The organism is Streptomyces sp. S063, assembly GCF_002832675.1.
Taxonomy (GTDB): domain Bacteria; phylum Actinomycetota; class Actinomycetes; order Streptomycetales; family Streptomycetaceae; genus Streptomyces; species Streptomyces sindenensis.
Window position 1 is genome coordinate 6186360 of the sequence record NZ_CP021707.1, and the last position, 24489, is coordinate 6210848.

A 24489-nucleotide genomic window follows, 5' to 3' on the forward strand; every position below is an offset into this window, starting at 1 on the left:
ATGACTACGCTGTGAATACTTGGCCATAGTCGAGGGGAACTCTGGTGAAAATCCTGCACGTTGTCACGCTCCACACCCCGGACCACGCCTTCGGCGGTCCGACGCGCGTGGCGTTCAACCTCTCCAAGGTCCAGCGTGGACACGGCGACGACGCACGCGTCATGGCCCTCGGTGACGGCTTCCCCCACGGCGAACTTCCCCGGCAGGTGGAGGGAGTTCCGGTCCATCTCTTCCAGGCCCGGCACATCCTCCCGATGTTCGAGGTCAGCGGCATCACCTCCGCCGGCCTGCTGAACACCGCCCGCCGCATGATGCGCGGCGCCGACCTCGTCCACGTGCATCTGATGCGGGACCTGGTGACCCTGCCCGCGGCCCTCCTCGCGCTCGCGACCCGGACGCCCCTGGTCGTGCAGACCCACGGCATGATCGACCCCACCGAGAAGAAGGTCGCCCAGCTCACCGACCTCCTCGGGGTCCGCAAGGTGCTCCGGGAGGCGGACGCCGTCCTGCATCTGACCGAGATGGAGCGGCTCGACGTGAACGCCGTCGCCGCGCCCGTCCCGCTCACCCGCACCGTCCGGCTGGTCAACGGGGTCCGCCCGCAGGAGCGCAAGCCCGCCCGCGAGCCCGGCCGCCCGCCCACCGTGCTGTATCTGGCCCGGATCCAGGAGCGCAAGCGGCCCGAGGACTTCGTCGCCGCGATGCCTCACGTCCTCGCCCGCCACCCGGACGCCCGCTTCGTGCTGGCCGGCCCCGACACCGGGGCGCTGGCCGGCACCCTCGCGCTGGCCCGGAAGCTCGGGGTGGACGAATCCCTCGATCACGTCGGCCCGTTGGAGCACGACGAGGTGCTGGCCGCGGACCGCAAGGCCGATGTGTATGTGCTGCCCGCGATCGAGGAGCCCTTCCCGGTCTCGGTGCTGGAGGCGATGTCGGTCGGCACCCCGGTCGTCATCACCCGCACCTGCGGCCAGGCCCCCGATGTGGCGGGGGCGGGCTCGGGGCGGGTCATCGACAGCCGGGTCGGCGAGGACGCGGCCAACGCCCGCAAGGTCGCCGACGCGATCCTGGAACTGCTGGAGCCCGAAGCCGCCGAGCAGGCGGGCAAGGCCGCCTGGGAGCTGGTCAACGAACAGTTCACCATCGAGGCCGTCACCGCCACCCTCCGGCGGACCTACGAGGACGTGGTCCGCCGGAGGCGAGGGTGAGCGGCTGACGTGTCAACGGATCGGCCGGCGCGTCAACGTTGGGGCTTCTCACGTGACTTGAGCGCGATCTGCCAGCGGTAGAAGCTCATCGCCAGTGCGAAGTCGAAGCCCGCCCGGCCGTCCAGGAACCCCCGCTTGTAGAGATACATGTAGGCGAAGGACACCACCGGCTTGAACGGCGCCTTGTGGAACAACTGCCCTTGGCGCGACTTGACCTGGCGCACCTGCTCCTTCACCTGGGGATGGTGCTCCAGCCAGGCCTCCCAGTCCGAGTAGCGGTTGTGCCGCTCGAACCAGGCGGTCACCGGGTCCAGGTCCTGGTGCTCGATGGGGTGGGTGAGGGTGCCGACGCTCGCCGCGACCGGCTGGTAGTGGCCCTCCACCTCCCCGATCCCCGGCGCGTCCAGGTCCCCGACCTCCGGGTAGTGGCAGCGGGTCCGGTCGGTCAACGACCGCTTGCGGATGGTGTATCCGTGCCGCAGCCGCTTCCCCGAGAACCAGTAGCCGAGCGGTATGTCGTACGCGGCGGGCTTCGGCGCGTCCGGGTTGCGGAAGGTCTCCCGCAGCTCGGCCAGCAGCCCGGGGCTGAGCCGCTCGTCGCCGTCGAGCAGCAGGATCCAGTCCAGGTCCGTGCGGACGTTCTCCAGACACCACTGCTTCTTGCGCGGGTGGCCGCCGTCCCACGTGTACGTGACCACCTCCGCCCCGCACTCCTCGGCGACCTTCACGGTGTCGTCGGTGCTGTGGGAGTCCACCACGACGACCGCCTCGAAGTGGCCGAGCACCGACTTCACCGCCTCCGCGATGTTCAGCCCCTCGTTCTTCGTGGGGATCGCCACGGCTATCGGGAGTTTCGGCGTATCTGCGGTCATCCCGCGGCTCCTTCGGGCAGCCAGGCGTAGCAGCCTGTGGACGTGAACGTGACGGCGGAATCGGGGATGGTGATCTTCCGGGACTTCCCGGTGTCGGAGGTGCCGGAGGCCAGCTCCTTGCCGCCCGCCCCTTCGATCTGCCAGGAGCAGTCCGGGGTGGGCGATGCCGAGCGGTACCCGCCCGGGCGGAGCTTCTTCCCGGAGTGCTTGCCGTCCGGATAGCCGTACGCCGCCTCGTCGACCAGGTCCTGGTGCTGGGGGCAGAGCCCGGTCACCGCGTCCTTCGCGTCGGGGATCTCGTCCGTCACGATCGCGCCGACCGCGGTGTCCCGGTCGGCCTTGACGAGGTAGCGCAGCTTGTCGCAGGTCTCCTGGCCGGTCTGGAGCACGGCCGCCGGGTCCATCCCCTTCGGCACCCGGTCCTTCAGATACTCCTTCTGCTTCTTGGTGAACGTCCCCGTGGCCGGGGTGATCTCGTCGGCGGGCGTCTTCGGACCCTCGGCCGTAGCGGCCGGAGCGGACGCCTCCGGGACCGTCGGCTCCTCGGTGGGCGGTGCGGCGGGCTCGGTGGCGTCGGTGGTGGCGGACGGGCCGGGGGCGGCGGACCCGGAGGCCGCGGGGCGCTGGGCGCCCGCGGCCTCCGGTCCGTTCCCGTCCGCGGACGAGCCGCAGGCGGCCAGCGCCGCCGCCGTCAGGACGACGGCGGCGCAGGCCAGGAACGGGTTTCTCATCTCTCAGCCGTTCCTCAGGGCGTAGTGCGCGCTGATCGTGGATCCGCTCAGCGCACTCGGGTAGATGGCGGTCTCGTCGATCTGCCCTTCGAAGAAGTTGCTCGACGGACGGTTCGGCCAGCCGGAGAGGTTGTCCCCGCCGACCCGCCAGTAGCCCGGCTGGCTGTCGTTGCCGGAGACCAGGATGTTCGACGCGCGCAGCTGCCCGTCGACGTACAGGGACATGCCCTGACCCAGCGGGCCCTGGGTGGCGACGACGTGGTGCCACTGGCCGTCGTTGTACGCCCCCGAGGTGGCGACGGTGCGGGCCCCGCCGCTCTGGACGCCGAACACGAGACGCCCGTCGTTGCGCATGTAGATGTGCTTGTCGTGACGGCTGCTGTTCTGCTGGGTCCTGTTGCCGAAACCGACGATCTTCCCGCCCCGGGTCGTGGTCGTCCTGATCCAGGTCTCGATGGTGAACCGAGCGGGCTGGGTGTGCAAACGGTTGCTGTACGCGTACTCGTCGGTCCCGTTGAACCCGATCGCCGTGGAGGGCCCGGACACCGCCGCCGGGGTCTGCCGGTAGGCGGGGCCGTTGCGCATGAACCCGTTGTTCAGATTGTCGCTGCTGTCGTGCGCGAAGGTGGAGGTGCCCTCGTCCCAGCGCCAGTAGAGGCTCGCCCCGTCGGACCTGACCCGTCCCGGGTACGCCTCCGTCGTGCTCGCCACGGTGGCGGACTGGGCCGGGGACTTGGCGCTGGTGTTGGTCCCGTCGCTCGCGGTGATCCGGTACGAGTGGGTCTCGCCCGGTGCGACGTCGGTGTCCGTCCAGGTCAGCTGAGGCCGGTCCCAGAAGACGGAGTAGCCGGTCGTGGTGTGGATCGGGGTGTTGGAGCCGTCCTTGTAGATCCGGTAGGTCAGCCAGCCGTCGTCGGTGTCGAAGCTGGTCTGCCAGTTCACGTCGATCCGCCCGGGAGTCAGCGTGGAGAGGCTGACGTTGGGCACCCACGGCGCACCCGTGTCCGGTCCGTCCGCGAACCGGGTCAGACCCTGCTGCGCCTTGGTGTTGACGGTGGTGAACTCGCCGCCCACCCAGAGGTAGTGACGTCCGCCGCTGTTCGTCTGGGCCATCACGCGCGGCCCGACGGGTTCCCCGATCCCGTCGTTGGTGTCCGGGAACCAGGGCAGCAGCTTCGGGTCGTCGACCGACTGGGCCAGCAGGTGCTTGCGCGGCTGGTCCGGGAACGCGCCCATGCTGGAGCAGTCGTGGGCGTGGCTGCCGCTGTACAGCACCCCGGAGTGGACCAGCACCGCCTGGGTCGCGCCGAGGCAGGTGTCCCGCCAGCGCTGCTCGAAGTTGCCGAGGTTCAGGGCGATGCGGCCGTCGAACACGCCGCCGCCGGTGCCCTCGTTGGCGGTGTAGAAGCCGCCCGCGTCGGTGGTGATGTCCTGGACCGTGGAGTTGTTGTGGATGAACCCCGGGTAGGACTTGGTGAGCTGTCCGGTCGTGGCGTCGACCACGGCCAGGGCGTGGGTGTTCGTTCCGTTGATCCGGAAGAAGTCCCCGCCCAGCAGCACGTTCTGCCCGTCCGGGGTCACCTCGACGGCCCGTGCGACCTCGTCGGCGTCGGCCGTGAAGGGCAGCAGTGAGGCTCCGGTCGTGACGGCGGCGAAGTGGCTCCTGGTCTGCCCGCCGACCTGGGTGAAGTCGCCCGCGAGATAGACCGTGTCGTCCGTGACGGCGAGACCGCGGACGGTCGCCGAGACCCCGATCTTGAAGGTGTTGCTGACGGTGCAGGTCTCGGTGTCGATCGCCGCGATGTTGCTCACGCCGACCCCGTTGACCGCACCGAACTGGCCGCCCGCGTAAAGGGTTTCGCCGTCCGGGGAGAGGGCGAGCGCCCGGACGGTCGCGGTCCCCGAGGAGATGGTGAAGGACAGCGAGCAGTCGGTGGGCGCCCCGGTCGCCGCGTCGAACGCGGCGAAATTCACCGCGGGCTGTTCGTTCGTGCCGGGGGCGGCGGTGGGGGGCCGCAACCGCGAGAAGGTGCCGCCCGCGTAGACGACGCCGTCGCCGGCGGCCATCGACCAGACGATGCCGTTGGTCTGCCAGGTGGAGAGGTCGTCCGCGGTGATGGCGACCGGTGGTGTCAGCGCCGCCGCCGGGGAGGCCCCGACCGTCGTCGCGGTCAGGGCTCCGGCCAGCAGGCCGATGGCGGCGGACACGGCCCGCACACGGCCGCGCCCTCCGCCTCTGCGCCCCGTACTTCCGTTCATCATTCAGCTCCGAAGGTGAGATTCGAGCTGCGGCCGAAAGGCCGCGGATCCTGCCTCGCCCGACCGGCCGCGAGGACGGGTCGTCCCGTTGTCGGCCGGGGCGAGTGGGGAGGCGGGGCCGGGGCCCCGCCCGTAGCCGGCGCGTTGAGCTCCACCGAGCGGTCGGCGGAGATCGGCGGTGGCGCCGGTGATCGTCCCGGGCGCGGCGAGCGCCGGCCGGGAGTCGTGGGTGGCCGCCGGCCCGGAGCGGGCGTCGGCGGTCACACGGACCTGTCGGTCCGGTAAGGGAACGGCGGGCCGGCGGCGGCGCGGACCCACCCGGCCGCCGGAGGAGCGGCGCAGGTGGCGGCGGAGCGGCCCGCGCGCACAAAGGTCCTTTCCCGTCACCGGTCCACCCGGACGGCGGCCCCGGACAGCTGGTCGGCCAGCTTGCGGATATCGGCGTCGACCATGATCCGGGCCAGCTCCCGGGACTTCACCTCGGGCTTCCAGCCCAGCAGCTCCTCGGCCTTGGAGGCGTCACCGATCAACGCGTCGACCTCGCTGGGGCGTTCGTACTTCGGGTCGTAGCGCACATGCTCGCGCCAGTCGAGGCCCGCGTGATCGAAGGCGTACTCCAGGAAGTCCCGGACGCTGACGCCCTCGCCGGTGGCGATCACGAAATCGTCGGGGGTGTCGCACTGGAGCATCCGCCACATGGCGTCCACGTACTCCGGTGCGTACCCCCAGTCCCGGACCGCGTCCAGGTTGCCCAGGTGCAGCCGGTCCTGGAGCCCCGCCTTGATCCGGGCGACGCCCCGGGTGATCTTCCGGGTCACGAAGGTCTCGCCCCGGCGCGGCGACTCGTGGTTGAAGAGGATCCCGTTCACCGCGAACATGTCGTACGCCTCGCGGTAGTTGACCGTCGCCCAGTAGGAGTAGACCTTCGCCACGCTGTACGGGCTGCGCGGGTGGAACGGGGTCTTCTCGTTCTGCGGGGGCGGGCTGGCGCCGAACATCTCGGAGGACGACGCCTGATAGATGCGCGTCTGGATGCCGCTGGCCCGGACCGCCTCCAGGAGCCGGATGGTGCCGAGCCCGGTGACGTCACCGGTGTACAGCGGGGCGTCGAAGGACACCCGCACATGCGACTGCGCGCCCAGGTTGTAGACCTCGTCGGGCTGGATGTCGCGCAGCAGGTTCACCAGCGCCACACCGTCGGACAGGTCCGCGTGATGCAGGACGAAGGAGCGCTCCGGCTCCTCGGGACCCTGGTAGATGTGGTCGATGCGCTCGGTGTTGAAGCTCGAGGAACGGCGTATGAGCCCGTGCACCGTGTATCCCTTGTCGAGCAACAACTCGGCCAGATACGAACCGTCCTGGCCTGTCACTCCGGTGATGAGCGCGGTCTTCGCCACGATTCCCCCTTCTCTGCTGATCGCCTCGGCGGCGATGTTCACCGATATTCCGGAATTGGAGCGTTATGCGGCAAAGTGTCACCGCGGTCCTTTTCTGCTGGCACAATCCGAGCCATGACGACCGAACTCCCCGTCCCGTCCCAGGAATCCGCCCGTTCCCTACTGCGGCCCGGCTCCCGCGTATTCGTCGCGGGACACCGCGGCCTGGTCGGCTCGGCGGTGGCCCGCCGCCTCGCCGACGACGGCCACGAGGTGCTCACCCGCGGCCGAGACCTCCTCGATCTGCGCGACGCCGCGCGGACCGAGACGTATCTGAAGGAGGTCCGCCCGGACGCCGTGGTGCTGGCCGCCGCCAAGGTGGGCGGGATCATGGCCAACAGCACGTATCCCGTGCAGTTCCTGGAGGACAACCTGCGCATCCAGCTCAGCGTGATCGCGGGCGCGCACGCGGCCGGGACGAAGCGGCTGCTCTTCCTCGGCTCGTCGTGCATATACCCCCGGCTCGCACCCCAGCCGATCCGCGAGGAGTCGCTGCTCACCGGGGAGCTGGAACCCACCAACGAGGCGTACGCCCTCGCCAAGATCGCCGGAATCGTCCAGACCCAGTCCTACCGGCGGCAGTACGGCGCCTCCTACATCAGCGCCATGCCCACCAATCTCTACGGACCCGGCGACAACTTCGACCTGGAGACCTCGCACGTCCTGCCCGCGCTGATCCGCCGCCTCCACGAGGCTCGCAGGGACGGCGCCCCGGAGGTGACCCTGTGGGGATCCGGCTCGCCGCGCCGGGAGTTCCTCCATGTCGACGACCTCGCCGCCGCGTGCGTGACCCTGCTGGAGGCCTACGACGGCGACGAACCCGTCAACATCGGCTGCGGCGAGGACCTCACCATCCGCGAACTGGCGGAAACCGTGAGGGAGGTGACGGGGTACGAGGGTCGGATCGTCTGGGACACCTCGAAGCCCGACGGGACCCCCCGCAAGCTCCTCGACGTCACCCGTCTGAACGCCCTCGGCTTCACGCCGAAGATTCCGCTGCGCGACGGCATCGCCCGCACCTACGCCTGGTGGCTCGGGCAGCTCCCGCCCGGACAGTGACCGCCCGCCGCCGGGAGAACCCTCCCGGCGGCCCACCGGTGGTGCCGCTCCTCGCATCCGCACGCCCGACGCCCTCAGTACGCCCCGCGGCCGTCGGTGACGGCGCGCACGGTGCGGGCGAGAAGTCCCAGGTCGGCGGCGACCGACCAGTTGTCCACGTACCAGAGGTCGAGCGACACGGTCTCCTGCCAGCTCAGGTCGGAGCGCCCGCTCACCTGCCACAGACCCGTGAGCCCCGGCTTCACGGTGAGGCGGCGGCGCTCCCGCTCGTCGTATCGGGACGCCTCCTCCGGCAACGGCGGTCGTGGACCCACCAACGACATATGGCCCAGCAACACGTTGACCAGTTGCGGGAGTTCGTCGATCGACGTACGCCGCAGCATCCGGCCGACCGGAGTCACCCGGGGGTCGCTGCGCATCTTGAACAGCGGCCCGTCGACCTCGTTGACCACGGCGAGCCGCGCCTTGAGCTGTTCCGCGTCCGCCACCATCGTGCGGAACTTCCACATGGTGAACGGCCGGTTGTGCTGCCCCTGCCGCACCTGCCGGTGGAAGACCGGCCCCCGCGAGGACAGCCGTACACTCAGCGCCACCGCCAGCAGCAGCGGGGCCAGAGCCAGCAGTCCGAACAGGGCGCCCGTACGGTCCAGCACGCTCTTGACCACCGCCTGCGGCCCCCCGCGCAGCGGCGGCGCGATGTGCAGCAGGGTGAGCCCGGCGGCGGTGACGGGACGCACCCGCTCGGCCGCCACGCCGGTCAGCTCGGAGAGCACGGAGAGGGCGACACCCCGGTCGTGCAGTCCCCAGCCGAGCCGGCGCAGCCGGTCGCCGGTCAGCTGGGGCCCGGGGGCCACCAGCACCAGGTCCGCCGCGTGGGCGTAGACCCCGCCGAGCACCGTCGACACATCGTCGTCGGCCGGGCAGGACGCGAGGCGCCCCGGCACCTGGACCCCCTCCAGCTCCAGCCGGGCGGCGCCCACCGGAATGGCGGCGACGAGCGAGAAGTCGTGATCCGTACGGGAGGCGAGCAGCTCGGCCGCCCGGTCCACGCCCGATGCCTCACCGACCAGCAGCACCCTGCGGAGCCGGCCGGCCCGCCGGGCGCTGCGTGGCCACCGCCGCAGCCCCGCCACCGCGGCGGCGACCAGCAACCCCGGTGCGACGGCCACGACGGCCGTGGCCGGGTCCACCGGGCTGCCCGCGGCGGTGTGCAGCACGGCCAGCAGGCCGATGAGCACGAGCCAGTCGCCGACCGCCCCGACGGTGTCGGCCGCACCGCCCGGAGCGGGCCGCAGCCGGTCGGTGTACCGGCCCCGTGCGCCGCGCAGTCCGGCCCACAGCAGCCCGGCCACCGCGGCGGCAGCCACCGGGCGGGGCTCGTCCCCCGCGCGCAGCAGCAGCCAGGCCGGACCGGCCAGGCCCAGCAGATCGGTCAAGGCGGCGAGGACCGGGCCGTGTGCGGGCTCCCCCGGACCGGCGCCGGGCCGGCCGGGTCGCGCTGAGCTGTCGGGGCCCGCCAGAGCTGCTCCAGGGCCGCCGTGCGATTCCGGGAGGCGGCGGTGCGAGGGCGCGGCGCGCCCCGTAGCCCCACCGGTCCGGACAGATCGGTATCAGGTATTTCGACATGCCCCATGAGCCCCCCAGCCACAGTTGCACCCCCGCAAACGGGACGCATCCGTCGATCCCATGGACTGACGGATGCGCCCTCGCTCGGTGCACGATATCCACACACGTGCCATTTCGCTGGAGTTCTCGTGAAGTTCAGACGGCTCGGTCCAGACACCTCCGATCGGCCGGAACCATCCGATGTCGCCTGTCGGGCAAGGAGATTGATGGAGCGGCAGCCCAGCAGGCGCTGTGGCCGACGGTGCCGAGGGGGTCGGCCGACGGGGGTCCGGCACCCCCGTGGCCGGGCGGGAACGCGTGAACTCCCTGGCGGGCGGCGTGCCGGGGCGCGGGGTTCATCTGCCGCCCGCCGAACCCCGCAGAAAGGAAAGGGGGGTTGTGGAGTCGGCGTGCGCCCTTCGTGCGCCTCCTGGTGCGCCGGTGGACCAGCGCCCCTGCGCCAACGGAACGGGTTGCTGCGAGAGTTGCCGACATCACAGCGGCGGCCTGCCTGCCGGAGGACCGTGGGATCGGCGTCGCCCTCCCGAGCCAACGTCTGCCGGGTTGTCGGCACAGTGGATCGGCCCGTACGGAGAAGGGTCAGCCTTCGTCGGCGGACGGCAGCGCCTGCTCGGTCCAGATGGTCTTCCCGGTCGGGGTGTAGCGGGTGCCCCACCGCTGGACGAGCTGCGCCACGATGAACAGGCCGCGCCCGCCCTCGTCGTCCTCCGCGCTGTGCCGCAGGTGGGGGGAGGTGTGCCCGGTGTCCGCGACCTCGCAGACCAGGGTGCGGTCCCGGATGATGCGGAGCCCCAGCGGCCCGCCCGCGTACCGGACCGCGTTGGTGACCAGTTCGCTGACGACGAGCTGGGTCGCGAACACCAGCTCCTCCAGGCCCCAGGCCTCCAGTTGGCCGGTGGCCAGTTCGCGGGCGCGGCCCACCGACACCGGCTCCGCGCTCAGCTCCCAGTCGGCGACCCGCTCCGCGTCGAGCTCACGGGTGCGGACCAGGAGCAGGGCCGTGTCGTCGGCGCTCGTGCCGCCGGGCACCAGCTCGGACACCGCCCGGTCGCAGAGCTCCTCCAGCGACGCGGAACGGTCTGCGAGCACCCGGCCCAGCGTGTCGAGGCCCTGGCTGATGTCGTGGTCCCGGGCCTCGACCAGACCGTCGGTGAACAGGGCCAGCAGGCTGCCCACCGGCAGCTCGAACTCCATCGACTCGAACGGCAGCCCACCGAGGCCCAGCGGTGGTCCGGCGGGCAGGTCCGGGAACGACACCCCGCCGCCGGGGTCGACGATCGCCGGCGGCAGATGCCCGGCCCGGGCCATGACGCACCGCCGGGAGACCGGGTCGTAGACCGCGTACAGGCAGGTCGCCCCGGTGGTGACGTCGTACGTCTCGACGGCCCGCCGTGCGCGTCCGGCGGCTCCTCGGCGGGCTGCCCCACCAGGTCGTCCAGCCGGGTCAGCAACTCGTCGGGCGGCATGTCCAGTTGGGCGAAGGCCCGGACGGAGGTGCGGAGCCGCCCCATGGTGGCGGCGGCCTGGAGGCCGTGCCCGACGACGTCCCCCACGACCAGGCCGACCCGGGTCCCGGACAGCGGGATCACGTCGAACCAGTCCCCGCCGACGCCGGTCACATCGTCGGCGGGCAGATAGCGGTAGGCCGTCCGGACCGCGGACCGGGGCGGCAGGCGGTGCGGCAGCAACTGCCGCTGGAGGGCGAGTGAGGCGGTGCGCTCGCGGGTGTAGCGGCGCGCGTTGTCGATGCAGACCGCGGTCCGGGCGGTCAGTTCGTCGGCCAGGGCCACCTCTCCGTTGTCGAACGTGGTCGCCCGGTCCGGGGCGGGCGTCCGGCCCGCGGCGTCCGGCCCGACGCCCCGGTCGAAGGTGACGAGCCCGAGGATGCCGCCCCCGGCCCGCAGGGGGACGACGAGGGTGCCCTCGTCGAGCACGAGCCCGCCGGAGGAGAGGCTGCGGTGCTGGGGGGACCCGGGCGGATAGACGACCGGCGGATGCGGGTGCCGGCCGTCACCGCAGGAGCTCGCGGCCCGGGGCCCGCCGTCCGGTCCGGCCTCCGTGCCTTCCGGGCCCGGGCCTTGGAGATCCGGCCCGGGGGCGGCGGTGTCCGGGGCGCCCGGGTCCGGAAGGGCCGGGTCCGGGGTGGCGGCCCCCGGCTCCGAGCGGTCCGCGACCCGGAGCAGTGACATGTCCGCCCGGCTGCCCACCGCCGCGCTCTCCCCGGTCATCGCGGCCCGCGTGACATCGACCCGTACGGTCGCGGCGAAGTCCGGCACCGCCACCTCGGCGATCTCCTCGGCGGTGGTGGCCACGTCCAGCACGGTGCCGATCCGGCGGCCGGCCTCCACCAGGAGGGTCAGCCGCTCCTGGACCCGGTAGCGGTCGGTGATGTCGAACGCGTCCTCGCACACCCCGAAGACGTGCCCGTGGGCGTCCTCCAGCCGGTAGTAGGCGCAGGACCACAGGTGGTCCCGCCCCGGGTCGCTGGGAGGCTGCCCCCGGAAGTGCAGGTCGAGGATCGGTTCGCCGGTGTCGATCACCTGGTGCATGACGCCGTCGAGCGTCTGCGGATAGCCCGGGGACACGAAGGAGCCGCCGGAGTACAGCTCGTCGGCCCGCATGCCCCGGAACGCGGCCAGCGGCTGCCCGATCTCCCGTTCGTAGGCGGTGTTGCACCAGGTCAGCCGCAGATCGGTGTCGTAGATCGCCAGCCCGACGGGCGACTGGGTGGCCAGCCCCTGGAGCAGGGCGAGCCGGGACTCCCAGTGCCGCAGTTCGCCCACCTCGGCCGCCACCAGAATCCGGTCCGGGGTGCCGGGGGCACGGTTCGCCGCCCCGCCCGGCAACGGGCACATCGCCGTAGCCACCAGCAGCTCACGGCCGTCCCGGGCGTGGGCCACATGGATCTCGTTGCCCACGAGGGACGGTGGCCCGATGCCGGCGGCGGTCGTCCCGGATGCCTCGGCCGTCCCCGGGACCCCGGTCGTTCCGGAAAGCTCCGGAGCGCCGGACGCTTCGGCCGCTTCCGCCGGGGGAACGCCCCCCACCGGGTGTACGGAGAGGAAAGCGCTCAGCGGCTGCCCGAGGGCCTCGGCGGGTCCGTAACCGAGGAGCTCGGCCGCCGCGGGACTCCAGCCGATGACGGTGCTCTCGGCGTCCAGAACCACCGTGGCCGCCCTGGTGATGTCCAGAGGCCCACGGAAATCGGCGCTCTCCGCCGTGTTCGCCGCGCTCATGGCGCGGCCCCGGCCCGGTTCATTACTCTCAGAATCGGCCCTGCCCGGGAGCCGCACAACCGCGGCGCTTTGGGGCGCGGCCCCGGAAAGCCGGGGTCAGCGCACCCCGTCGGGCCGGAACTGCACGCTGACGCGTGGCCCGACGGCCCGCGCGGTCTTGGGGATCGCGTGCTCCCAGGTGCGCTGACAGCTGCCGCCCATGACGATCAGGTCGCCGTGGCCGAGCCGCCTGCGGACGGGGGCGGGGCCCGGGCGGCGCGGCCGCAGCGCCAGCTGCCGGGGTGCTCCCAGCGAGAGGATCGCGACCATCGTGTCCTCGCTGCCGCCCCGCCCGACGGTGTCCCCGTGCCAGGCGACCCCGTCCTGCCCGTCACGGTAAAAGCACAGCCCCGCCGTGGTGAACGGTTCGCCCAGCTCAGCGGCGTAATGCTCGCCCAGCTCGGTGCGGGCGGCCTCCAGCGCCGGATGGGGCAGGGGGGCATGGCGGCCGAAGAAGGCCAGCAGCCGGGGGACCGCCACCACGCGCTCGTACATCACGCGCTGCTCGGCCCGCCAGGCGACATCGCGCACCAGTATCTCGAACAGGGTGTCCGCGCCTCGGAGCCACTGCGGCAGTACGTCGATCCAGGCCCCATCGCCGAGATCGGTGCGCCGCAGTCCGCTCAGGGGGCGGGTGCCGACCTCGTCCTCCTGGTCGAAAAGCGAGCTTTGCAGGTGTACGGCCATGAGGAGAGCGTAACGCTATTCGAGCATGTGTGCGAATATCTATCGAGTGGCCTGGACCGGGCCGTCCTTGATCAGATCGGCGCACCTCTCGCCGATCATCATCGTGGTGATGCACGGATTGACCGTCGGCAGGACCGGCATGACCGACGCGTCGGCCACCCGCAGTCCGGTGACGCCCTTCACCCGCAGCTGGGGGTCGAGCGGCGAGTCCGGGTCCTCCGCCGCGCCCATGCGTACGGTTCCGGCCGGGTGGTAGACGGTGTTGTGCGTCTCGCGGATGTAGTCGAACAGTTCCGCGTCCGTGGTCGCGCCGGGCCCCGGAGCCAGCTCGGCCCCGGCCCACGCGGCCATCTCCGGCCGCGCCACGATCTCCCGCGCCAGTCGCAGCCCGTAGGTCATCACCCGTACGTCGTGCTCGTCGGTGAAGTAGCGCGGATCGACCCGCGGCTTGTCCCGGAAGTCCCGGGTCCGCAGCCGCACCGTGCCCCGCGACCGGGCGCGGGTGACGTTCGGAGTCAGGCAGAACGCGTTGTCCGAGGTCGGGTAGCCGCGCCGGTAGGTGTTCATGTCGAACGGCACCGAGCCGTAGTGGAACATCAGGTCCGGCCGGTCGAGCCCCGGCTCGGTGTCCGCGAAGATCCCGATCTCCCACCACTGGGTGGACGAGGTGACCATGGGCTGCTTCGCCTCCCACATGATCACGCCCTCCGGGTGGTCCTGGAGGTGCGAGCCGACGCCGGGGGAGTCCACCCGTACGTCCACCCCGGTCTCCCGCAGATGCCCGGCCGGCCCGATACCGGACAGCATCAGCAGCTTCGGGGAGTCGATCGCCCCGCAGGAGACGATCACCTCGCGCCGCGCCCGCACCGTCCCGCTGTGCACGGTGTCGGGCTCCAGGTACTCCACCCCCGTGCACCGCTCGCCGTCGAACAGCAGCCGTTTCGCCTGGAGCCCGGTCCGTACCTCCAGGTTGGGCCGCTTCCCCAGCACCGGGTGCAGATACGACACTGAAGCGGAGGAACGGGTGCCGTCCTCGCGGGCGTTGATCTGGAACCAGTGCGCGCCCCGGATCACGGTCGAGCCCGTGTTGAACGGGACGGTGGGGATGCCCGCCGTCGCGCACGCCTCCAGCAGGGCCGTACCGCACGGGTCGCGGGGCGGTACGGTCCGGATGGTGACGGGACCGGAGCGGCCGTGGTGGTCGCCGGGGGCGTCGTTGGTCTCCAGGCGCCGGTAGAGCGGGAAGCAGTCGGCCGCGCTCCACCCGGTGCAGCCGAGCGCCGCCCACTCGTCGAGGTCCTCGGCCGGGGCCCAGAAGGCGATGCACGAATTGTGCGAGGAGCAGCCGCCGAGCACCTTGGCGCGGGCGTGCCGCATGAAGCTGTTGCCCCGCTCCTGCGGCTCCACCGGATAGTCCCAGTCGTAACCGGACTCCAGCAGGGCCATCCATCCCTCCAGCCGCAGGATGCTGTCGTCGCCGACGTCCGAGGGGCCCGCCTCCAGTACGCAGACGGTGACGTCGGGGTCCTCGGTGAGCCGGGCGGCGACGACGGCACCGGCGGTGCCGCCGCCGACGACGACGTAGTCGAACGCGGGTACAGGGCCTGCTTCGGGCATCGGGTCTCCAGAATTCAGCCGGCCGGCGGGGGCGGGGGAGGGGCGGTGGGGTCGGTGGGCCCTTCCTGGGCCTCGAAGCGGTGCTCGGCGAGTACGCCGGTCCGGTGCCGCTGGACGAACCAGTAGTAGGCGAAGCCGCCGAGCGCGACGACGCCGATGAACAGGAACGCGCCCCAGCGCAGATACCAGTGCTGCGGGCCGGTCGCGTTGTACACCTCGGCGCGCGGCCAGGCCAGGTTGAGCGACATGGCCGCGCCCCAGAGCACAGCAGCGACGTTGACGGGCAGCCCCCAGCGGCCCAGCGAGAACGCGCCCTCGCGCGGCTGCCAGTCGCCCCGCAGCCGGCGCAGCAGCATCGGCACGGTGACCAGCAGATATGCCACGTAGATCATGATGATCGCGATGCTGGTGATCACCGAGAAGATCTGCGGCTGGTTGATGTTCACGACCAGGATGACGACGCCCACCACCCCGATCAGCACGGCGGGCACCACGGGCGTCCTGAACCGGGGACTGACCCGGGCCAGCGTTGATCCGGCGGGCAGGTTGTTGTCCCGCGCCATGGCGAACATCAGCCGGATCCCGGCCGCCTGCACGGCCAGCACGCAGACCGTGATCGCGACGACCACCGCCCAGAGGAAGATCTCGCCGACGGTCTCGCCGAGCGTCGCCAGCACCACGTACTGGAGTCCGCCGGTGGAGAGTTCCTCGGCGTTGAGGTCCGGCACCGAGAGCAGCGCGAAGAGCAGGATGAACGCGCCGATCAGGAAGGACGCGATGAGCGCCCGCAGGATGGCGCGGGGCGCGTTGCGGCCCGGGTTGTGCGACTCCTCGCCGAGCGAGGACGCGGTGTCGAAGCCGTACATCACATAGGCGGAGGCCAGCGACGCGGTGAGGAACGCGCCGAAGTAGCCGAGCGACCGGCCGCTGCCCAGCCCGTACGTCTCCGTCAGCGCGGTGCTCGGGCCCGGGTGATGTGCGCGCCCAGGAAGATGATCAGGGCGACGGCGGCGATCAGCTCGATGAAGACGCCCGCGGAGTTGATCCGGGCCATGAGCCGGACGCCGAACGCGTTGACCAGCGTGGAGAACAGGATCAGCACACTGCCCAGCAGGACGGCGTTGGCCGCCTGGTCGTTCCGGCCGCTCCCGTCGCCCACGAACTGGAACCAGTCGTCGATCTGCGGCAGCGTGATCTGGTAGGCCAGCGCCACCGCCGACAGGGTGACCATGGTGGCCGTCATCATCATCCAGCCGCCGAGCCAGCCGACGTGCGGGCCGCCCATCCTCTTGGCCCAGTTGTAGACCGAACCGGCCACCGGATAGCGGGCGGCCAGCTCGCAGAAGCACAGGGCGACCATCAGCTGCCCGCAGAAGACCATCGGCCAGGACCACCAGTAGGCGGGGCCGCCGAAGGCGACGCCGAAGTAGAACAGCTGGAAGGTCCCGGTCAGGATCGAGATGTAGCTGATCCCGGCGGCGAAGGTGTGGAAGTTGCCGAGCGTGCGCCGCAGTTCGGGCCGGTATCCCAGCTCGCCGAGCGCGTCGTCGTCATGGCTGCTGTCCCGCGCCGCCCGGCCCTCGGGCCCCGTGGTCCGGCTCACTCGAACCACCGCTGCGGGGTGGCGGCGACATTGCGCCAGATGTGCTTGGCCTCCTGGTACTCGGCGAGACCCGCGGGCCCCAGCTCGCGGCCGAAACCGGACTGCTTCATCCCGCCCCACTCCGCCTGCGGTACGTAGGGGTGGAAGTCGTTGATCCACACGGTGCCGGCCCGCAGCCGCGACGCCACTCGGTGGGCGCGCCCGCCGTCCTGCGTCCAGACCGCGCCCGCCAGCCCGTACACGGTGTCGTTGGCCAGCCGGACCGCGTCGTCCTCGTCCCGGAACCGCTCGACGGTGAGCACCGGGCCGAACGACTCGTCCTGCACCACGGACATCGAGGTCGCGCACTCGTCCAGCACGGTGGGCGGGTAGTAGAAACCGTCCGCCAGCGCCGGATCGTCGGGCCGCGCCCCGCCGCAGCGCAGCACCGCGCCCTCGGCGATGCCCTCCGCCACGTACGCCTCGACCTTGTCGCGGTGCGCGGCGGAGATCAGCGGACCGCTGCGGGCGTCCTCGTCGAACGGCCCGCCGAGCTTGATCCGGCCCGCCCGCGCCACCAGCTCGTCCACGAACCGGTCGTGCAGCTCGTCCTGCACGAGGAGCCGCGCCCCGGCGGAGCAGACCTGTCCCGAGTGCAGGAACACCGCCATCAGCGCGTAGTCGACGGCGGTCTCGAAGGCGGCGTCGGCGAACACGATGTTGGGATTCTTGCCGCCCAGCTCCAGCGCGACCTTCTTCACGGTGGGCGCGGCGGCCGCCATGATGCGCCGCCCGGTGGCCAGCCCCCGGTGAACGACACCAGATCGACCCGCGGATCCTCCGTCAACGGCGCCCCCACGTCCGCGCCCGCCCCGAGCACCAGGTTGGCCACCCCGTCCGGCAGCCCGGCCTCGGCCAGCAGCCGCATCAGCAGGACGGCGGTGTGCGGGGTCAGCTCGCTCGGCTTGAGGACGAACGTGTTGCCCGCCCCGAGCGCCGGGGCGACCTTCCAGGCGGTCTGGAGCAGCGGATAGTTCCACGGAGTGATGAGCGCGCACACTCCGACGGGTTCGTACACGATCCGGCTGTCGACGTCCGCGAGCCCGGTGTCGACGACCCGCCCCGCGTCCCCGGCGGCGACGAGGTTGCCGAAGTACCGGAAGCAGTTGGCGATGTCGTCCATGTCGTAGGCGCTCTCGACGAGCCGCTTGCCCGTGTCCAGCGACTCGGCCCGCGCGAAGGCGTCCTTGTCCCGCTCCAGCAGCTCCGCCACCCGCAGCAGGAGCCGCCCCCGCTCGGCGGCGGGCGTCCCCGGCCAGGGCCCCCGGTCGAAGGCGGCCCGCGCGGCTGCCACAGCGGCGTCGGCGTCCCGGGCCCCGCCCTCGTCGACGGTGGCGACCAGCGTGCCGTCGGCCGGACAGCGGATCTCCCGCTTCCGCCCCTCGGCGGCGGCGGTCCACTGGCCATCGATGAACAGCTCCGGCATGGGCTCCTCCTGTACGGGGCCGGGCCGGGCGCCCCGCCGGGCGCGGGTCACGACGCCCACCGGCTCCCTGCGCGACGACATCAGACAGACGGTAAGGGCGGCGGGGCGGGCGCGCAGGGCGGGCGCGGCCGATCGGGGGAGTGCCGCGCGACGGGTGACGCTGCCGAGGGCTCGGGCCTGCGGGTGGGCGCCCCGATAGGATCCAGCTCGGGTCCTGACCGTAGGGTTCGGGTCAACTGTCGTTGATACAGGGCGATTTGCGGCCGGTTGCGCCGCCGCGGCAGCAGCGGTTCGAACGGCGGCCGGAACGCCCGCGACGCCCGGAACACCGAGTGAGTGGAGAGCCAGTCATGCGTGGAGGCAGTGTCGCCGTGGTCGGCGGCAGCATAGCGGGGTGTGCGGCGGCTCTCGCCGCGTCGCGCGGTGGGGCCGAGCGGGTCACCGTGCTGGAGCGCGCCGATGACCGCCTCCGTGACAGAGGTGTGGGAATCGCCCTCCACGGCGACCGGTACGACGAGCTGCGGGAAGCCGGATACGTGGCCCCGGAGATGCCCTGGGCGCCGCTGACCCGGCGGGTGTGGAGCGTGCGCGACGGAGAGGCCGGCCACGGGCGGGTCGTCGGCGAGCAGCCGTTCCCCTTCCGGGCCTACAGCTGGGGCTCTTTGTGGAGCGAACTGCGGCGACGGGTGCCCGACGGGGTGTCCTACCGGTCCGGGTCCGTCGTCACCGCCGTCGAGCCGGACGCCGACGGCGCGACGCTGCGGCTCGCGGACGGGTACGAGGAGCACTTCGACCTCGTGATCGGCGCCGACGGATACCGCTCCGTCGTCCGCGAGGCCATGTTCCCCGGCGCCGACGCCACGTACGCCGGATACATCGGCTGGCGCGGCACGTCGCCGGACGTCGCCGGCCTCCCGTCGAACGGCAACGACGCGCACAACATCGTCTTCCCCGGCGGACATTGCATGATCTACCGCATCCCGGACGGCGTCGGCGGGCACCGGCTCAACTGGGTGCTCTACACCGCACCCCCGCGGACCGACGGCCTCCACCCGGACCTTCGGACCCCGACCTCCCTGCCGCCGGGCCGCCTCAACTCCGAACTCACCGCGCACCTGCGCGCCCTGGTCGCCGACAACTTCCCGCCGTACTGGGCGGCCCGGGTGCTCCGCACCCCCGCCGAGACCACCTTCATCCAGCCCATCTACGACCTGGAGGTGCCGCACTACACCTCGGGCCGCCTGGTGCTCGTCGGCGACGCCGCCAGCGTGGCCCGGCCGCACATCGGCGGCGGCAGCGTGAAGGCGCTCCAGGACGCCACGGCGCTGGAGGCCGCGTGGGTGGCCGGGGACAGCTGGAAGGAGGTCCTGGAGGGCTACGACGAACGGCGCGGAGCCGTCGGGGCCGCCATGGTCGCGCTCGCCCGCCGGATGGGCGACGCGCAGGTCGAGAACACGCCCGACTGGACCGCCATGGACCAGGCCGGGTTCGACGCGTGGTGGCAGGCACAGAACAGCGGCTCCGACCGGCGCAGCGGCTTCGGCGGGCACAGCATGAAGGCCGGGTAGGGCGAAAGGCGGCCCCCTCAGGCCCCCGCGGCCGTCAGCTCCAGCGCCGCGTGCAGCGCCGTCGCGTCGGCGCGGGCCGCCTCCCCGGACAGACGCAGCGTCATCCGCCCCGAGGTGAGGACCGTGAGCGTACGGGCGCACGCGGCGGCCTGGGCGGGGCTGGGCGACACCAGGAGGACGGCGAGCCCCTCGGTCGCCAGCGTGGTCACCAACGCGTCGATCTGCCGCACCAGAGAGGGCGCGAGGCCCTCCGTCGGCTCGTCGAGCAGCAGTACCCGCGGCGAGCCGAGCAGTGCCCGGGCCAGCGCCAGCATCTGCTGTTCGCCGCCGGACAGATCCGTGCCCCGGTTGCCCCGGCGTTCGCCGAGCCGGGGCAGCAGTTCCAGGACCCGCGCGGGGTCCACACGCTGGGGCGGGTCGTGTCGCCCCGGCGCGGCGGACGGTGGGACAGCCGCAGGTGCTCGTCGACGGTGAGTCCGGCGAACACCCGGCGGCCCTGCGGTACGAGACCGATCCCGGCCCGGGCGATCCGGTGCGCCGGCCGCCCGGTCACATCGCGGCCGTCCAGGCGTACGGTTCCGGCGCTCGGCCGCATCAGCCCGGCGACGGTGTGGACGAGCGTCGTCTTGCCCGCGCCGTTGTGGCCGACCACGGCATGGACCGTACCGGCGGGCACCGACAGGTCGAGGCCGTGCAGGACGGTGCCGCCGTGGTAGCCCGCGGTCAGGCCGGTGAGTTCGAGCATGGGACGTCGGTCATCCTCTCGCGTCGGTGGGGGACGGGCAGACGGTCGGGACCGTCCTGGCCCGGGCCGCGTCCGGGCCCGCCGACGGGGCGGTTCCGTGGTACGCCTCCCGGACCTCCGGATGGGCCAGCACCTCCTGGGTCGGCCCGTCGACCAGCACCTTCCCCGCCGCCATTACGGTGACGGACGTGGCGAGTTCGGCGACCACCTCGACATGGTGCTCGACCAGGACGACCGCGACGGCCGGCGGCAGCGCGCCGATGATGCCGAGCAGCCGGCCGATGTCGCCGTCGGTCAGCCCGGCCGCGGGCTCGTCCAGGAGCAGCAGCCGGGGGTTGCCCGCCAGCGCGGCGGCGAGATCGAGCATGCGGCGCCGGCCGTGCGAGAGCGTGGCGGCGGGCCGGTGGGCGAGGTCCGCCAGCCCGACCGTCTCCAGGTGGCGGCCCGCGGACTCCTTGTGCAGCCGGTACCGGGACGGTCTGCGCCACGCCCCCCGACGCCGCGGATGGTGCGGCCAGCCCGCCAGGACGACGTTCTCCAGCACCGACAACTCCTCGATGACCGAAGGCTGTTGGAAACTGCGGGCGATACCGAGACGGCTCCGCTGCGCCGTGGGCTTACGCGTGATGTCGACGCCGTCGAGAGCGATCGTGCCGTGGTCGGGCCGGTCGGTGCCCGCGATGAGGTTGAGCAGGGTGGTCTTGCCCGCCCCGTTGGGGCCGATGACGGCGTGCCGGGCCCCCGGCGACAGCCTCAGGCTCATGTCGTCGACGGCGGTGAGCGTGCCGTACCTGCGGGTGAGCCGGTCGAGGGCGAGGACCGGAGGGGGAGCGGCGGAGGTCGCGGCGCTGGAGGTCGGAGCGGGTGTCGGTGTCATGGGGAGGCCTTCCCGGCACGGGTCGGGGCGGGCACGGACGGGGGCTGCACCTCGGCCCCGGAGGAGTCGGAGCCGTCGGAGTCGTGGGAGACCCGGGGGCCGCCGGAGACCCGGGGCGCGCCCGGTGTGCCGGGAGCCCCTTTCGTCCCGGACGGCGGCCCGCTCTCTCCACCGCCGCCGGGTCCGCCGCTCCGCAGACCCGCGAGCCCGCGCGGCAGCACGTACACCGTCGCGACGAACAGCACGCCCAGGAGCAGCGGCCCGTGGCCCGGCCAGGAACCGGCGACCCAGTCCCGGGTGGCGACGATGAGCCCGGCGCCCAGCAGCGCGCCGATCACCGACGTCGTGCCGCCGATGACCACCGCCAGCAGGGCGAACGCGGCGATCTCGAACCCGACGTCGGCGGGCGAGAGGTACTGCTGGACCGTCACCATCAGCGAACCGCCCACACCGGCCAGCGCGCCCGCACAGATGTGGGCCACCAGCAGATACCGTCCCACCGGGTGCCCGGAGGCGCGCATCCGCGCCTCGGCGCCCCGGGTGCCGGTCAGCAGCTTCCCCGCCGGGGAGCGCAGCACGAGCAGGGTGACGGCGACGGCGACGGCGGCCACGACGAGCGCGTAGGTGTACAGCTCGCTCTCCTCCAGCATCTCCTCCCGGCCCCACAGCGCCCGCGTGGCCGGGAAGCCGACGAGGCCGTCCGCGCCGCCGGTGACGGACTTGAGCTGGTTGACGACCGCGCCGGTCAGCTCGCCGACCGCGAGCGTGATCATCAGAACGGTCGTGCCGCGGGCCCGGATCACCGCCGGCCCCACGACCGCCGCGAAGACGGCGGCGGCGAGCGCCGAGAGGACGATCTGGACGGGGCCCACGGTCCACCCGGCGTCCGCGAGGTTCGCGGTGGCGTACGCGCCCACGGCGAACGGCGCGGTCTGCCCGAGGGTGGGGAGGCCGGCGTACCCGGTGAGGATGGTGACGCTGACCGCGAGCAGCCCCAGGGCGAGGGCGGAACCCGCCAGCGAGATGCTGTACGCGTCGAGCAGGGCGGGCAGGGCGATCAGTACGACGAGCAGGGCGAGCAGCGGAGCCGCCTGCCACCACGCGGCCCTGCCGGGGAGCCGGGAGAACCAGGCGGGGACGCCGTACCCGCCCGGGAGGGGGCCCGCGGAGACCAGGCCCGGCCCCACGCCTGACGGCTCCCCCGGCGTGCTCACCGTCCCCGGTGCCCCGGCCGCGCCCGGCGCCTCTGCCGTCCCGCCCGGCCGTCGCCGCAGCCTGCCCGCCAGCCGGCCCCGGAGCCGGGCGACCGGGTCCGGGCCGGACGCCTCGGAGCCGTGCCCGGCACCGGACCCCGCCGGTTCCGCGAAGCGGGAGCGCAGCACCAGCACCGCCGCCATCGCGGCGAACAGCAGATACGGCGCCAGCTCGGGCGCCACCGAGACGCCCAGCGTCTGCACCTCGCCCACGGCGACCGCCGCGAAGAAGGTCGCCCACAGCGAGCGCAGCCCGCCCAGCACGACGACCACGAGCGAGAGCATCAGCACGGTCTCGGACGTACCGGGGCCGGGGCCGATGATCGGCGCCCCGAGCACGCCCGCCGCCCCGGCCAGCGCACCCGCCGCCGCGAGGACACCGGTGTGCACGGCCCGGGGGCTGTGCCCGGTGGCCGCGAGCATCTGCGGATCGTCGGCGGCGGCCCGTACCGCCGCACCCATCCGGGTCCGGGTCAGCACCCACGTCCCGAAAGCCGCGAGCAGCACGGCCATCACGATGAAGCAGAGCCGGTACGCCGGGTAGCGGTGCCCCAGCAGGTTCACCGAGGAGTCGAGCGCCTGCGGTACGTGGACGGGGAGTTCGTCCGCGCCGAAGAACTGGATGAGCAGATCACCGCCGATCAGGGCCAGCCCGAACGTCAGCAGCGCCTGCGCGAGATGCCCTCGCCGGGCGAGCGGGGCCGTCGCCGCGGACAGCCCCGCCCCGGCGACGCACGCCGCCGCCGTCCCGGCGGCCAGACCGAGGGCGAGACCGCCCCAGGTCCCGTCGCTCAGCTCGGCCCCCGTGTACGCGCCGATCGCGTACAGCGTGCCGTGCGACAGGTTCAGCACACCCGCCGTGCCGAAGGCGAGACTCAGACCGGCGGCGACGACGAACAGCAGCAGCCCGAAGGCGACTCCGTCCACCACCGGTACGAGATGGGCATCCAGGAGTTCCATCTCAGCTGCCGAGGGTCGCCAGGTCCTGGACCATGACGTTCGCCAGCTTGGAGCCGTCGGGCCGCACTTGGCGCAGATACCAGGTCTGCACCGGCGAGTGGGCCTTGTCGCCGAACTCCCAGGCCCCGCGCGGGCTGTCGATCTGGCCGAGACCCGCGATGGCCTTGTTGATGGTCTGCGGCGTCACGTCGCCGTCCTTCGCCGCGTCGGCGATCGCCTTGTCCAGCACGGCCGCCGCGTCGTACGAGGCCATCGCGTAGGTGGTGGGCTGCGTGTCGTGCTCGGCCGTCCAGTCGGCGGCGAACGTACGGTTCGCCTCGTTGTCCAGGTCGGCCGCGTAGTTCAGGACGGAGTAGATGTCCTTCGCGGCGGGGCCCTGTGCCTGGAGCACGCTGCCCTCGGTGACGAAGGCCGTGTACAGCGGGATGTCGGCGATGTCCGACTGGGCGTACTGCTTGGCGAAGTCGATCGCGGCCTTGCCGGCGTAGAAGCAGTACACCGCCTTGGCGTCCGTCTTGGCTATCTCCGCGAAGTACGGCATGAAGTTCGTCGTCTTCGGGAAGGGGGTCCAGGTGGTCTTGCCGTCGGGGTTGGCGAGCTCGCCGTTCACCCGCTTGAACTCATCCGTGAAGCCGCGGAGCTCGTCGTGGCCGCCCTGGTAGTCGGGGCCGATCGCGTAGACCGGGCCGTCGACCTTCTCCTTGATGTACGGGGCGATGGCCTTGCCCGGCTCGTCGGACAGGAAGCTCGTGGTCCAGACGTACTCGATGTCCTTGACCGGCGGCCGGGCGTTCGACCCCAGGAACGGGATCTTGGCCTGCTGGGTCAGCGGCAGCACCGCGTTGACCGAGCCGCCGCCGACGAGGCCCGTCAACACGTCGACCTTGTCCTTCTTGACGAGCTTGGTGGCCGCGGGCACGGCGGTCGGCGGTCCGTCGCCCTCGTCCGCCACGATCAGCTCGACCTCGCGGCCGCCCAGCTTGTTGTTGTGGGTGTCCAGATACAGCTTGAAACCGTCCCGCAGCTCCGTGCCGACCGGTTCGTAGGTACCCGACAGGGAGGCCACCAGGCCGATCTTCACGGTGTCGTCGGAGGAGCCGCTGCCGCCGCCGCTGCAACCGGTGACGGCAGCGAGGCCGAGAGCGAGGGCGGCGGCGCCGGCCGGGCGGAACCGCACTCTGCGGCGGCGGGGGACGGTTGGGGCGAAGGGGAACATGTGGACTCTCATCGGGGGGAGGGGAGGGGCGG

12 protein-coding genes and 5 pseudogenes are annotated in these 24489 nt (G+C 72.4%); 3 read left to right on the top strand and 14 right to left on the bottom strand.

The annotated features are described in order from the left end of the window. Positions 1–44: 44 nt before the first annotated feature. Positions 45–1208, top strand: a complete 1164-nt coding sequence (locus CCZ36_RS28275) for a glycosyltransferase (protein WP_069736917.1) — start codon at positions 45–47, stop codon at positions 1206–1208. Positions 1209–1240: 32 nt separating this feature from the next. Here the strand turns inward: CCZ36_RS28275 and CCZ36_RS28280 are convergent, their stop codons facing one another. From CCZ36_RS28280 to gmd, 4 genes are all read right to left on the bottom strand, one after another. After that, the gene (locus CCZ36_RS28280) at positions 1241–2080 is read right to left on the bottom strand and encodes a glycosyltransferase family 2 protein (RefSeq protein WP_069736918.1); all 840 of its coding nucleotides are present in this window, start codon (positions 2078–2080) and stop codon (positions 1241–1243) included. Next, positions 2077–2811: a hypothetical protein gene (locus CCZ36_RS28285; RefSeq protein WP_069736919.1), complete on the bottom strand. Its 735-nt coding sequence runs from the start codon at positions 2809–2811 to the stop codon at positions 2077–2079. Before CCZ36_RS28285 ends, CCZ36_RS28280 begins: the two co-directional genes overlap by 4 nt. A 3-nt stretch (positions 2812–2814) precedes the next feature. Next, complete coding sequence (locus CCZ36_RS28290; protein ID WP_128818835.1) at positions 2815–5073, bottom strand: LamG domain-containing protein; 2259 nt, start codon at positions 5071–5073, stop codon at positions 2815–2817. A gap of 380 nt (positions 5074–5453) precedes the next feature. Next, positions 5454–6467 carry a GDP-mannose 4,6-dehydratase gene (gene gmd, locus CCZ36_RS28295; protein ID WP_128819776.1) on the bottom strand — a complete coding sequence of 338 codons (1014 nt, stop codon included), beginning with the start codon at positions 6465–6467 and terminating at the stop codon, positions 5454–5456. A 114-nt stretch (positions 6468–6581) separates the two neighbouring features. Here gmd and CCZ36_RS28300 point away from each other — a divergent pair, with 114 nt between their 5' ends. After that, positions 6582–7565, top strand: coding sequence for a GDP-L-fucose synthase family protein (locus CCZ36_RS28300; RefSeq protein WP_069736922.1), 984 nt, complete (start codon positions 6582–6584; stop codon positions 7563–7565). Between the two features lie 74 nt (positions 7566–7639). On the opposite strand, the pseudogene CCZ36_RS28305 reads toward CCZ36_RS28300, so the two are convergent. From CCZ36_RS28305 to CCZ36_RS28335, 6 genes and pseudogenes are all read right to left on the bottom strand, one after another. After that, positions 7640–9198 (bottom strand): annotated as a pseudogene (locus tag CCZ36_RS28305) (exopolysaccharide biosynthesis polyprenyl glycosylphosphotransferase). 572 nt (positions 9199–9770) lie between these two features. Beyond that, a pseudogene (locus CCZ36_RS28315) lies at positions 9771–12427 on the bottom strand (SpoIIE family protein phosphatase). A gap of 96 nt (positions 12428–12523) precedes the next feature. Then, positions 12524–13153 carry an alpha-ketoglutarate-dependent dioxygenase AlkB gene (locus CCZ36_RS28320; RefSeq protein WP_128818837.1) on the bottom strand — a complete coding sequence of 210 codons (630 nt, stop codon included), beginning with the start codon at positions 13151–13153 and terminating at the stop codon, positions 12524–12526. Between the two features lie 39 nt (positions 13154–13192). After that, entirely contained in the window at positions 13193–14770 is a 1578-nt protein-coding gene (locus tag CCZ36_RS28325; protein WP_128818838.1) for a GMC family oxidoreductase, read from the bottom strand. Between the two features lie 14 nt (positions 14771–14784). Beyond that, positions 14785–16373, bottom strand: a pseudogene (locus CCZ36_RS28330) (APC family permease). Continuing rightward, a pseudogene (locus CCZ36_RS28335) lies at positions 16370–17838 on the bottom strand (aldehyde dehydrogenase family protein). Before CCZ36_RS28335 ends, CCZ36_RS28330 begins: the two co-directional pseudogenes overlap by 4 nt. A 350-nt stretch (positions 17839–18188) precedes the next feature. Here CCZ36_RS28335 and CCZ36_RS28340 point away from each other — a divergent pair. Further along, on the top strand, positions 18189–19406 hold the full coding sequence (locus CCZ36_RS28340; RefSeq protein WP_128818839.1) for an FAD-dependent monooxygenase: 1218 nt from the start codon (positions 18189–18191) through the stop codon (positions 19404–19406). A 17-nt stretch (positions 19407–19423) separates the two neighbouring features. On the opposite strand, the pseudogene CCZ36_RS28345 reads toward CCZ36_RS28340, so the two are convergent. The 4 genes and pseudogenes from CCZ36_RS28345 to CCZ36_RS28360 form a co-directional block, all read right to left on the bottom strand. Beyond that, positions 19424–20151, bottom strand: a pseudogene (locus CCZ36_RS28345) (ABC transporter ATP-binding protein). A gap of 10 nt (positions 20152–20161) precedes the next feature. Beyond that, a complete protein-coding gene (locus CCZ36_RS28350; RefSeq protein ID WP_128818840.1) occupies positions 20162–21028 on the bottom strand; it encodes an ABC transporter ATP-binding protein in 867 nt (288 codons plus the stop codon). Then, a complete protein-coding gene (locus CCZ36_RS28355) occupies positions 21025–23241 on the bottom strand; it encodes a branched-chain amino acid ABC transporter permease (RefSeq protein ID WP_128818841.1) in 2217 nt (738 codons plus the stop codon). The genes CCZ36_RS28350 and CCZ36_RS28355 overlap by 4 nt, the downstream gene beginning before the upstream one ends. A 1-nt stretch (position 23242) precedes the next feature. Then, positions 23243–24457, bottom strand: coding sequence for an ABC transporter substrate-binding protein (locus CCZ36_RS28360; RefSeq protein WP_069740701.1), 1215 nt, complete (start codon positions 24455–24457; stop codon positions 23243–23245). Positions 24458–24489 lie beyond the last annotated feature (32 nt).